Consider the following 12675-nt stretch of genomic DNA (forward strand, 5'->3'; position numbering starts at 1 on the left):
AATGAAGGCCGAGAGACTCGACATATCCACGGTTGCCCTGGAAGGGGCCAATCTGATTGAGGCCAGTGCCGGGACCGGCAAGACCTATGCCATTGCCGCCTTGTATCTGCGGCTGCTTCTGGAACAGGGGCTGAGGGTACAGCAGATTCTGGTGGTCACCTATACCCGAGCGGCAACTGCCGAGCTTCGGGAGCGCATTCGGGGACGCATACGTGACGCCCTTTTGCTGCTCCAGACAGGAGAAGAGAGCAGGGAACCGGTTGTGCGGGACCTTCTCGGCCGAGTTCGTGCGGCCGGAGAAACTGACCTTGCCGTGAACCGGCTGACCCTGGCCCTGCAGGAATTTGACGAGGCCGCGGTCTGTACCATTCACGGATTTTGTCAGCGTATTCTCACGGAAAATGCCTTTGAAAGTCAGGAGACGTTTGACGCCGAGATCCTCACGGATCAATCGGCCCTGGTCAATGGCATTGCCGAAGATTACTGGCGGGTGCATTGTTCCGGCGTTTCGTCCCTGTTTGCGGATTTTCTGCTGACCCATGCCAGTGAATTTTCCCTGCGGGTTCTCTGTTCCCTGGCCCAGACCCTCATGAACCATCAGGAAATCGTGGTCGAGCCGCAGGGGGATGCACCCGACACCAGCAAGCTCGAGGATGACTATGCCAGCAGGTTCCACGAGGCGCGTTTTCTGTGGAAGCAGAGCAGGGAAGAGGTGCACAAGATTCTTTACACACGCCCGCCACTGAAAAAGAACTCATATAACGACAAAACAGTATCCAAGCTGCTTGGCGGGCTTGAGGTCATGTTTGCCCACAAGGAACCGTCTTTGGATCTGCCGGAAAAATTTGTACTGGTAACCCAGTCCGGTATCCAAACCAGGTGTATTGCCAAAAGTACCCCTCCCAACCACCCTTTTTTCAAAGCCTGCGATCGTCTGGAAAAAGCGCGAACACAACTGGATGCAGCCTTTCGGGATCGGATCGTCGCCCTCAAGGCCGGGTTTGCCGCGTACCTGATCCGTGAACTGGCCGAACGCAAACAGAACCGCAATGTGTATGGCTATGATGACATGCTTTTGCGGGTCAGAAATGTGCTCAGGAACGGGAACAATGTTTTGCTCCAGGCCGTCAGATCCACGTACACGGCTGCGCTCATTGACGAATTCCAGGATACCGATCCGGTTCAGTACACCATTTTTTCCACCCTGTTCAAAACCCCTTCGCATATCCTGTTTCTCATTGGCGATCCCAAACAGGCCATCTACGGTTTTCGTGGTGCCGATATCTTTACCTACATGCAGGCCGTCAATCAGGTGGACAGGATATACACCATGGACACCAACTGGCGTTCCGAGCCAGGGCTTCTGGAGGCAGTGAACCGGGTGTTCGCCCGGATGACCCAGCCTTTTGTGTTTCGGGAAATAGGGTTCGATCCGGTGCGTCCGGCCCCTGAAACCCGGGGCAACCTGGTTGTTCACGAAGGGATCCGCACCTTTTTTCATGACGAATTTGAAGACCAGCCGGATCTTGCTGCCGCCTGCATCAAGGCGGCAGCAAGTCCCCTGCATCTGTGGTTTCTGGACAAGGAAACCCTGGCCCCCAACAGCAAAACAGATATTCCCAAGGAGACCGCAGCCCGGCTGGTGGCCCGGGGTGTTGCGGCCGAGGCTTCGCGCCTTGTGCGTATGGGCCGAAAGGGCCTTGTGACTGTGGGCAAGGATCATCAGCCTGTGGAGCCCCGCCACCTGGCCGTGCTGGTGCGCACCAACAGGCAGGCTGTCATGGTGCAAAAGGCCCTGCATGCCTGTGATCTTCCCTGTGTCATTGCGGGCAGTGGCAATGTTTTCCAGAGTGACGAGGCCCAGGAGCTGCTTCGGGTCATGGACGGGGTCGCAACCTGCGGAACGCCTTCGAGGGTCAAGGCGGCCTTGTCCACCAGGATGCTCGGTTTTGATATGGCCATGATCGATCATCTGGAAGACGATGAAGACGAGTGGGATCGGATTCTGACTGATTTTGCCGATATGCGGGATGCGTGGGCGATTCGGGGATTCATGGATTTCTTCTCGGCCATGATGACCCGCTGGGCCGTGCGGCCCCGTCTGCTGGGGCTGGAGGGAGGGGAACGCATGCTGACCAATGTTCTCCACCTCATGGAAATTCTGCATGGGGCCGAACAGGAACACGAGCTGCACATGTCCGGCCTCCTGGCCTGGTTTGCCGAACAGTGCAACCGGGATGCGGGTGAAAACGAAGAGCATCAGCTCAGGTTGGAAAGCGATGAGCTGGCCGTGCAGATCGTGACCATTCACAAGAGCAAGGGGCTGCAATATCCGATTGTTTTTTGTCCTTTTCTTTTTGATGGGGTTGGCAAGGGGGCCGAGGTACTGGTTCACGATCCGGCTGCAGGAAATATGGTGCTGGATCTGAGCACATCGGCATCCCGGGAGCGGCAGGATATGGCGGGCAGGGAGGCCCTGGCAGAAGCCATGCGCCTTGCCTATGTGGCTTTGACCCGGGCCGAGTCGCGGTGCTATCTGGCCTGCGGACGGATCGGATCTGGAGAGTCCTCGGCCATGGCCTATCTTTTTTCCGAATATCGTCCCCAAGGAGATTGTGCCCTTCAGGAGCTGGTGGAGACGTGGAAGGGGATCGACAACGCAACCCTGTTGCAGAAACTTGGAAAACTGGAACGGGAGATTCCCGGATGTGCTGTCTATCCCATGCCTGATGTCCCGGGACAATCTGCAGCTCTCACGGATTTGGCCTTGAGCTCACGTCTTGAACTGCCCAGATGCCAGCGGGTCATTGAACAGCGTTTTGGCATATCCAGCTTTTCGTCCCTGGTCAGGGGCCAGGAGCATACGGCCCGTCCCGGTTTTGACGAACCCTTTGAACCCTCCCGGGAGACAGACAGTCAGGAGGATCAGGCTTCCTTTTTTGCCTTTCCCCGGGGGGCCGGGCCGGGAACCATGCTGCATGCTGTTTTGGAACAACTGGATTTTTCCTTGGCAGGTTCAGAGGCATGTTGCGAGCTGATACGGGAGAAACTCCAGCGCTACGGCATGGAAGACGCCTGGACCCCGGTGGTGAGCGCGGCCCTGCACGAGGTGGTGAGTGTGGATCTTGGCCATGGATTTTCCCTGAGTCAGGTACGCGAAACCCTGCCGGAACTGGAATTCCACTATCCTCTGCAACAAATCACTCCCCAGGGATTGGGTCAGGTGTACGCCAGGTGGGGACAGATCCTGCCCGAACCGTTTCCCCGAAGCGTGGAAGGGTTGCGTTTTTCCCCCAGAAAGGGATTTATGCTCGGATTCATTGATCTGGTTTTCCGGTATCAGGGCAAGTGGTATCTTGTTGACTGGAAGTCCAACCATCTGGGCAATGATTTTCAGGCGTATCACAAGGAGCAGCTTGTCCGGGCCATGGATGAACATATGTATTTTTTCCAGTCCCATATCTATACCGTGGCCCTGGACGCCTATCTGCGCATGCGTCTGCCCGACACCTATGATTACGAGCGCGATTTCGGCGGTATCCTGTATGTTTTTCTGCGGGGCGTGAATGCGAAGTTGGGACCGGAATACGGGATCTACCGGGAAAGACCTGATCCCGGGTTTGTCCGTGAATTATCAACGTTTTTGATGGGAGAAAGGGATGTCGAAGCCGGGATTGCATGAGTTTTGCGACACGCAGGAAGCTTGGGATATGATATCATGAAACAGGCAAGGGCTCCGTTTTCCTTTCCCGATTCCGTTCTTCTTTTGCAGGAAACCGGGATGTTCTCCCCCATTGATCTGCATCTTGCATCCTTTGTTGCCCGTCTGGAGAACAAGGATGATGCCCTGCTTACCCTGGGAACAGCCCTGCTCAGTCGCCACACCAGCCAGGGAAACATCTGTCTGGATCTTTCCAGGATGGATGCAGCCCTTGTCAGGGAACTGCGTACTCACGGCATTGCCTGGCCGGATCAGGCCACCTGGCTGAAACGCCTTGGCAGGGCCCTTGTGGTGGGGAGGCCGGGTGAAGATCGACCTCTCATCCTTGACGGGTTCCGCTTGTACATGAAGCGGTATTTCGACTACGAGACCGAACTGGCCTCCAGTCTGACCCGTTTGGCCCGGGAGCGGATAACCGGGATTGACATGAATCGTTTGGGCCAGGGGTTGAACAGGTATTTTCCGGATACCAGACAGGGGGGATTCTGGCAGAAAGTGGCTGCTTTTGCAGCTGTTACCCGCAGGCTTTGCGTCATTTCCGGGGGACCAGGAACCGGCAAGACAACCACGGTGGCCAAAATTCTGGCCCTGATCCTGGAACAGAGCCCCCATCCCCTGCGCATTGCCCTGGCCGCACCAACGGGCAAGGCGGCCGCACGCCTTGGGGATTCCCTGCAGGGCGCAGGAAAACGGCTGCACCTGCCAGAGGGTGTGGGCGCACGCATGCCCACAGCGGCCGTGACTCTGCATCGTCTTTTGGGATGGGTTTCCGGAAGTCCGGAGTTCCGGCACAATCGGGACAACCCCTTGAATGTGGATCTGCTGGTGCTGGACGAGGTGTCCATGGTGGATCTTCCCCTTATGGCCAAGACCGTTCGGGCATTGCCGGATCATGCCCGGCTCATTCTTCTGGGCGACAGGGATCAGCTCGCCTCGGTGGAAGCCGGAGCCGTGCTCGGGGATATCTGCGGTCAGGATCGGCTGGAAGTGTTTTCCTTGTCCTTTGTCCGGGACTATGCCCAAACCGTTGGTGCAGAGGACAATCCTGACGAACCGCTGCCCGAATCAGGACCGGAACGGGGGTTGCTGGATACGGTGGTTCCCCTGACAAAAAGCTATCGATTTCGGGAGGACAGTGGCATCAAGGCCTTGAGTCTTGCCATACGCCATGGTGACGGCGCCAGAGCACTGGAGATCCTTCATGCCGGATTGCCGGATATTTCCTGGATCAACACGCAAACCGTTCGCGATCCTGCATCCGTTGTCACTTCGGTGATTCAGGAAGGCTATGTTCCTGCCTATGTCAGCCGCGAGGTCAAGACCCGTTATGACCTTTTGCAACGATTCAGGATCCTTTCCCCTGTGCATGACGGTGCACGCGGGACCGTCATGCTGAACAAGCTTGTGGGCGACATTCTCCAGGCCCAGGGCGTTATGCAACGCCATGCTCTCTGGCCGGAAGGACTCCTGGTCATGGTTTCGGTCAATGATTACGGGGTTCGTCTGTACAACGGGGATATCGGCCTGGTGGCCCTTGATGCCAAGGGGCGCCCGCATATCCATTTCCCCGACCAGGAACAGGACAGCATGCGTTCCATTGCTCCGGTCCGCCTGCCTGCTCATGAACCCGCCTTTGCCATGACCGTGCACAAGAGCCAGGGTTCGGAGTTTGATCATGTCCTGCTTGTCCTTCCCGATGCCGACAGCCCTGTTTTGACACGGGAACTCCTGTACACGGCCATTACCCGGGCCAGGGAAAAGGTTACTCTGGTGGGTGACCCGGAGATGATTGTCCGGGCCGTGGGGCGCAGAATCCAACGGGGGTCGGGACTTGGGCGCAGACTGCTCGCCAGGGGGTGAGTATTGGCGGGTGATCCATCTGCCTGGCATTCTTGACACACCCTTTACCCTTGCCTAGACAAACGTATTTTTGCCAGGGAATGGAAGGTCGAAGGCTGTCAGGTTGGCGTGCATATCTGCCCTGTGTCCCTGAAGGGCAACAGCCGCTTGGTCTGTTTTATCCGTTTTGCCGGGAGAGGGCCCTGGAGGCAATCTTCCGGTTTTTGGGGTTGTACATCTAACAGAGAGTTCTTTTATGCTGACATATGATGATCTTGCCGACAAAAAGGTGGCTGTAGCCGTTATCGGACTGGGCTATGTGGGCTTGCCCCTTGCCGTGGCTTTTGCCGAACATTTTGATGTTATTGGTTTTGATATCAACGAAGGACGTGTTGCCGAACTCAGGGCCGGCAGGGATCGTACCCTTGAAGTGGATAACGAGCGTCTGCAGCAGGCAGACATGGAGTTCACCTCGGATCCTGCAGCCATAGAACGGGCCGGAGTGATCGTGGTGGCCGTGCCCACCCCCATAGACAGGAATCGACGTCCCGACCTCACTCCGGTTGTGGGGGCCTCCACCGTGGTGGGAAAGCATCTGCGCCGGGGAAGCATTGTTGTGTACGAATCCACAGTGTATCCGGGTGTGACCGAAGAGGTGTGCGGGCCGATTCTGGAGAGGGAATCCGGTCTTGTGTGCGGCAAGGATTTTTTTCTGGGGTATTCGCCCGAGCGTATCAATCCGGGAGACAAGGTGCATACCTTGCAGACCATTACCAAGATCGTGGCCGGGCAGACTCCTGAAGTTGCCGATCTTCTGGGTGCGTTCTACGGGCGCGTGGTGGCTGCGGGGACTCACAGGGCTTCGTCCATCCGGGTGGCCGAGGCCGCCAAGGTCATTGAAAACACCCAGCGGGATCTGAACATCGCTCTCATGAACGAGCTGTCCCACATTTTTGCCATGATGGGCATTGATACCCTTGAAGTCCTGGAGGCCGCTGGAACCAAATGGAATTTTCTGCCGTTTCGGCCCGGACTTGTGGGGGGCCATTGCATCGGGGTGGACCCCTATTATCTGACCTTCAAGGCCGAGGAGCTCGGGTATCATCCCCAGGTCATTCTGTCGGGACGGCGAATCAACGATTCCATGGGTTCCTATGTTGCACAGACCATGATCAAAAAAATGATCCACTGCGGCTGTACCATCAAGGGGGCTCGTGTCGGTATCATGGGACTGACCTTCAAGGAGAATTGTCCTGACCTCAGAAATACCCGGGTGATCGATATTGTTGCCGAACTCCGGGAATTCGGGTGCGAGGTTGTGGTTCATGATCCCTATGCCGATGCCCTTGAGGCCAGAAGGGAGTACGGGATCGAAATGCAACCCTGGGAAACGTTCAGGGATCTGGATGGCCTGATCATTGCCGTGGCCCATGATGCGTACAAAAAGTACCGTCCTAAGGATCTTCTGTCCGTATTCCGGCCAAGGGAGAACAACGTGGTGGCGGATATCAAGGGCATGCTGGACCGTGACCAGGCCAAGGCGCATGGACTGACGGTATGGCGTTTGTAGTCCTGACAAATACATCACGCACAAGGGGCAGATGGTGGCGAACCATCTGCCCCTTGTGTTTATGTTCCATGGTCGTTGATGGGCATCTGCCGCGCGCCGGCAGGTTGTTCGGGTCCGGGTCCCTTGCCGGTGACGGCTCCTTACAGCCTCATGTGGCTGGCTCGCAGGGCCGGGAGGATCATGCCTGAGCCGGGGACCTTGTTTGCGTGTCAATGCGTTTGGGAGTAGAAAGCGTGTTTTCACCTGTTGTTGACCTTTCCCTTAACCGGAAGCGGATCATGATTCACCATAACGTACTTCAGACCCTTGGCAGGACGCCCCTTGTTCGCATCAACCGTCTCAACCCCAATCCCGGGGTGATCATTGCCGGAAAGATGGAAGTTGCCAATCCCGGGGGTTCCATCAAAGACCGGGTGGCCCTGGCCATGATCGAGGCCGCTGAAAAGCAGGGCATTCTGACCCGGGACAAGATCATCATCGAACCGACTTCCGGGAATACGGGCATTGGACTGGCCATGGTCTGCGCGGTCAAGGGGTACAGACTCATGCTGCTCATGCCGGAATCGGCCTCGGAGGAACGCAAGAAGATTCTGCGTGCCTATGGTGCCGATATCCGCCTGACTCCCGGGCACCTGGCTACTGACGGGGCCATTGAGGAAGCTTACCGGCTGGCCCGTGAAGAACCGGATACCTATGTGCTCATGGACCAGTACAACAATGCGGCCTGCATTGAGGCCCATTACCGGGGAACCGGTCAGGAAATCTGGGATCAGACCGATGGCCAGGTCACCCATGTGATCGCTTGTCTGGGCACTTCGGGCACGGCCATGGGTATCTGCAAGCGACTCAAGGAACTGAATTCGACCATTGAGGTCATTGCTGTGGAACCCTATGCCGGGCATCGCATCCAGGGGCTCAAAAACATGCAGGAGTCCTATCCACCAGGTATCTATGACAAACATGCCCTGGACCGTATCATTCATGTGGACGATGAGGATGCTTTTGCCATGTGTCGGGATTTGGCCCGCAAGGAAGGGCTTTTTGTGGGCATGAGCAGCGGTGCGGCCATGGCCGGTGCTGTTCAGGTGGCGCGTGATCTCACGTCCGGGCTGATGGTGTGTATCCTGCCGGATGGAGGGGATCGGTACTTGTCCACTCCGCTGTTCACACCGCCGGCAAAAACAGGCATGGGACTGTTGGATACCAGAACGCAATCCCTGGTGTATCCGGCAGCATCGAGCCGGGCACTGGGGCTGTTCACCTTTGGCCCCAGTCTGGAGCGGGTCACCGAGCTTGAGCCCTGGCGAAGGGTGGTCCTTTTGGATGTCATCCGCCGGTACACGGAGTTCAAGGGGGGACAAGCCCGTGCGGTTGTGGGCATTGCCGATTATGACGACAGGACCATTCTCGGGGCCAGGGAGTCCAAGGTTTCCCGGGAAGCGTTTACCCGCATGCGCATGCAGTCGGTGGCGGCAACAGCCCGGATGCTGGGGGTGGGGGAAGAGGCCGTGTTCGAACCGGCGAGCAACCATGTCCAGACCATGCTGGGCCTGTGCGAGAAACTGCTGGAAAAGGGTCTTGCCTACGAGAAGCTCAGGTCCGTGTATTTCGATATCATGCGAGACAAGGAGTACGGGGATCTGAGCTGCATTGACCTGAACAAGCTGAGCCTTGGCAAGACCGTGGATCTGACGGATTATGTCAAGGAGAATCCGCGTGATTTTACCCTGTTCAAAAGGGCCACCTTGCAGGATCTCAAGGAGGGAACCTGTCTGAAGACCAAGTGGGGCAATGTTCGGCCCTCCTGGTATTTGCAGATGGCCGGTATCGGGGTCGATCTGCTTGATGATATTGGTGTCTGCCTGGCCGGAACCAATCAGGTTTTTCCCCATCTGGAAAATCTGCGTTCCATCTGGGCGGTGGAACACAAGGCTGGGGTCAAGGCCTGGATGGTTTCCCATGGGGTGGATCGCAAGTCAGACGAGTTTTCCCTGTGCGATATGGAGGAATGTCTTGCCCTGGGCATTGAGCCGAGGGCCATCAGAATGTGGCTGCTGGCATCGTCCTATCACAAGCCCCTGACGGCCTCCCGGGACAATCTGGTCATGTGGCAGCGCAATTGGCGTCATGTCCAGGATCTGGTGGTCACCCTGTGGGCCGATAGCTTTGGAGACCATGGCGGGGTGAGCCAGGAGGTCAGACAGGCCCTGTTCGACCTCAAGCAGGGATTTGGAGATGCCTTTGACACGGATCTGGGGCTGCATCATTTCTGGCCGGAGCTGTTCAAATTCTGCAAGATGGTCAAGCAGCTGCATGCAGCTGGCGGTTTGAACCGTGCCGGAGCCCTGGCGTGCCGGGATCAGCTGGAGTCCATGGATAAGGTCTTGGGCATCGTGGATTACTCAGGGATTCCCTTGGGGGAAAGTGCCTACAGCGAGGCCATCCGGGAGTTGATCAACAAGCGGGCCCTGGCGCGCAGACAAAAGGATTTCAAGGCTGCCGACGCACTGCGCGACGAGATCGCAGCCGCTGGATTCCGTATCGTGGACACCCGGGACGGGGTGCGGGTGTATCGGCAGGATGCAGGATGAAGGGGGACCGACCCGGGTCCTGACGGATCATGCACAGGGCAGGCGGGATCTGTTCTGTTGCCCTGTCTGTGTCCGCCATTGCTTCTGCAGCAGCATGAGCCCTGCGTGCAGGTCCCTGCAGAAAGAATGCTTGCCGTGAAACCGGTTACTCCCGTATATAATCGAATCCGTCCGGGCCGCAGATGGACTTGAGGAGATTCAGGATTTTCTGGCACCGGTCCGCATCGTCTTCGGCCCGGGGAATGAAGGTGGGCCTGCCGTTTCTGCCAAAGGTGAATCGTCTGGGACAAACGCCGGGGTCCACATCGCCGAAGATGATTCTGGCCAGATCATATTCCTTGTGCGGGCCAAAGCCCAGATTCAGGGCAAAATGCACGCATTGGTCCACAAGCTTGCAACAGCATGCCGGGTGAATGGTCTCCAGGGGCGCTTGTTCATTGGTCTTGCGGATGCGCTCCTGGTACGTTGCTTCGTCCATGACATTGGCGTAGGCGGTGCGGACGCCAAGACAGAATACGTCCAGCCTGAAGACTCCTGCCGCTATCTCCCCGGTGATCAGCTTTCTGCTGAAGATGGCATACCCGATTCCCTTTTCAAAGAGATTGCTTGAGACAAGGGTCTCATGCAGGTCGCAAACCACGGATGCCTGGTATTTGGCCCTGGTTTCTGCGTAACGGATCAGATTCTGATATTTTTTCCGAAGGGGAGCGCAATAATGGGCAAGAAAAGACATGGACGTCGTGAAGGGTTGCAATGGTTGGCCGGACAACGGTGTATTGCCTATACCAAGAATGATCGTTCGTAAATATTGACTTCCCGGGGATCGGTTTTATCAAGATGCTCGCTTCCGTTATGGCGGAACAGGTGTGGAAAGACGCAGAGACAATCAGGCGCTGATCGGGCCATCCGGTCCTGATCGGGTCACGCCCTGTTGGCCGGGCGTTACCGTCTTTTTTTGAAGTCCATAGTCAGTGTACACAAGGAGAGAATATGGCTGCAGCACAGGAACATTGCGAGTTCAAGACCGAAATCAAAAAACTTTTGGATATCATAACCAATTCCCTGTACACCAACCGTGAGATTTTTTTGCGTGAACTGGTGTCCAACGCTTCTGATGCCCTGGACAAGCTCCGTTTCGAGACCAGCAGGGGCACCGAGGTCAAGGATCCGGATCTTCCCTTGGAGATTACCCTTGAGGCCGACGACAACAAGCATGTCCTGACCCTCAAGGATACGGGTATCGGCATGAGCCGGGATGAAATTGTCCGGTTTCTGGGAACCATTGCCCATTCGGGTTCCGAACAGTTTCTGGAAAACATGGCCCGGGAAAGCAAGGAGAACAAGGACGCCAGCGATATCATTGGCCGCTTTGGTGTGGGCTTTTATTCCGTATTCATGGTTGCCCACAAGGTTGTGGTCACGTCGCAATCCTATAGAAGCGACGAGAAACCGGTACGTTGGACTTCGGACGGATTGGGTTCCTATGACGTGGAAACCCTGGACGAATCTTTGCCCCGGGGAACAACCATTGAGATCCATCTCAAGGAAGACCACAAGGAGTATGCCACCGAGAACCGCATCAAGCACATCATCAAGACCCACTCCAACTTCATTTCTTTCCCCATCAAAATGGGTGAGGAAACCGTGAACCAGGTCACGGCCCTGTGGCGGGAGCCCAAATTTTCCGTCAAGCAGGAACAATATGACGAGTTCTACAAGTTTTTGACCTATGACAGCGAACCGCCCCTGGAGACCCTGCACATATCCGTGGATGCCCCGGTGCAGTTCAAGGCCCTCATGTTCATCCCCAAGAAGGACTACGACATTTTCAACCAGGAGCGGGACAAGTACGGGCTTGATCTTTATGTGCGACGGGTTCTCATTCAGAAAGAAAACAAGGACCTTCTGCCCCAGTACCTCGGATTCATGAAGGGGGTTGTGGACACCGAAGACCTCCCCTTGAACATTTCTCGTGAAACCCTGCAGGAAAATCGGGTCATCGCCAAGATCAAGTCCACCATCACCAAGCAGATTCTTTCGGCCCTGGAAAAGATGGCCAAGAGCGATCCGGACAAGTACGCCGCATTCTGGAAGGAACACTCCAAGATCTTCAAGATCGGGTACATGGATTTTGCCCACAAGGACCGCTTTGCCGGCCTGCTCCGGTTCAATTCGTCCATCCACGAGAGCAAGGATGAATTGACCTCTCTGGCCGATTACATCTCCCGGGCCAAGGAAGGGCAAAAGGAAATCTATTACATCTCGGGCCAGAGCAGAGAAGCCGTGGAACTCAATCCCCATTTCGAAATTTTCAGGAAAAAGGGGATCGAGGTGCTTTATCTTTACGAGCCCATTGACGAGTTTGCTCTGGAGGCCGTGGGCGAGTTCGAGAAGTTCAAGCTCAAGGCAGCTGAAAATGCGGATCTCAAAAACCTTGATGATTTTGCCGACACCGACAAGGACGAGAAAAAACCGGTGGAAGAACTCTCCAAGGACGACTCCAAGATCCTGGATCGGCTTTTGAAGAAGATGCAGGATATTCTGGGAGAAAAGGTCACCGAGGTCCGGCTGTCCGACCGCCTGACCACCAGCCCGGCCTGCCTGGTCAGCCCGGACGGCACCATGAGTTCCCACATGCAGAAGATCATGCGCCTTGTGGGCGGCGGTGCCAAGGATGATACCATTCCTCCCAAGGCCATGGAAATCAATGCCGATCATCCCCTGGTCCGGAACCTGATTGCCATATTCGGCGCGGACGAAAACGATCTCTATCTGGGCGCGTGTATCGAGCAGCTTTACGAGTCGTCACTTCTTCTTGAGGGGTATCTTTCGGATCCCCACAAGATGGTCAACCGGATCAACGAGTTGTTGGAACAGTCCAGCGGATGGTACAAGGAAGTCAAGAAGGTGTAATCTCAGGAAGCCCGGGGTAGGTCATCCCGGGCTTCAAGGAT

Annotated in this window: 6 protein-coding genes; 5 read left to right on the forward strand and 1 reads right to left on the reverse strand. The window is 56.3% G+C overall.

The window, feature by feature from the left end; translation table 11 throughout:
• The first annotated feature begins 1 nt into the window (after position 1).
• From recB to DPF_RS04560, 4 genes are all read left to right on the forward strand, one after another.
• Positions 2-3682 (forward strand): exodeoxyribonuclease V subunit beta, encoded by a 3681-nt coding sequence (gene recB, locus DPF_RS04545; protein WP_069857680.1) that lies wholly within the window; start codon positions 2-4, stop codon positions 3680-3682.
• 36 nt (positions 3683-3718) lie between these two features.
• The gene (gene recD, locus DPF_RS04550) at positions 3719-5581 is read left to right on the forward strand and encodes an exodeoxyribonuclease V subunit alpha (RefSeq protein WP_141721054.1); all 1863 of its coding nucleotides are present in this window, start codon (positions 3719-3721) and stop codon (positions 5579-5581) included.
• Positions 5582-5816: 235 nt separating this feature from the next.
• Positions 5817-7130: a nucleotide sugar dehydrogenase gene (locus tag DPF_RS04555; protein ID WP_069857681.1), complete on the forward strand. Its 1314-nt coding sequence runs from the start codon at positions 5817-5819 to the stop codon at positions 7128-7130.
• A gap of 278 nt (positions 7131-7408) precedes the next feature.
• A complete protein-coding gene (locus tag DPF_RS04560) occupies positions 7409-9721 on the forward strand; it encodes a cysteine synthase (RefSeq protein WP_176724164.1) in 2313 nt (770 codons plus the stop codon).
• Between the two features lie 145 nt (positions 9722-9866).
• Here DPF_RS04560 and DPF_RS04565 read toward each other — a convergent pair whose 3' ends face one another.
• Positions 9867-10454 (reverse strand): hypothetical protein, encoded by a 588-nt coding sequence (locus DPF_RS04565; protein ID WP_069857682.1) that lies wholly within the window; start codon positions 10452-10454, stop codon positions 9867-9869.
• A gap of 257 nt (positions 10455-10711) precedes the next feature.
• Here DPF_RS04565 and htpG point away from each other — a divergent pair, with 257 nt between their 5' ends.
• Positions 10712-12634 (forward strand): molecular chaperone HtpG, encoded by a 1923-nt coding sequence (gene htpG / locus DPF_RS04570; protein ID WP_069857683.1) that lies wholly within the window; start codon positions 10712-10714, stop codon positions 12632-12634.
• Positions 12635-12675 lie beyond the last annotated feature (41 nt).

The sequence above is a fragment of the Desulfoplanes formicivorans genome (assembly GCF_001748225.1).
Taxonomy (GTDB): Bacteria; Desulfobacterota; Desulfovibrionia; order Desulfovibrionales; family Desulfomicrobiaceae; genus Desulfoplanes; species Desulfoplanes formicivorans.

Bases quoted from the DNA above. Each gene is read 5' to 3' on its own strand.
- htpG (WP_069857683.1), top strand. From the start codon at position 10,712: ATGGCTGCAGCACAGGAACATTGCGAGTTCAAGACCGAAATCAAAAAA.
- DPF_RS04555 (WP_069857681.1), top strand. From the start codon at position 5,817: ATGCTGACATATGATGATCTTGCCGACAAAAAGGTGGCTGTAGCCGTT.
- DPF_RS04560 (WP_176724164.1), top strand. From the start codon at position 7,409: ATGATTCACCATAACGTACTTCAGACCCTTGGCAGGACGCCCCTTGTT.
- recD (WP_141721054.1), top strand. From the start codon at position 3,719: ATGAAACAGGCAAGGGCTCCGTTTTCCTTTCCCGATTCCGTTCTTCTT.
- DPF_RS04565 (WP_069857682.1), bottom strand. From the start codon at position 10,454: ATGTCTTTTCTTGCCCATTATTGCGCTCCCCTTCGGAAAAAATATCAG.
- recB (WP_069857680.1), top strand. From the start codon at position 2: ATGAAGGCCGAGAGACTCGACATATCCACGGTTGCCCTGGAAGGGGCC.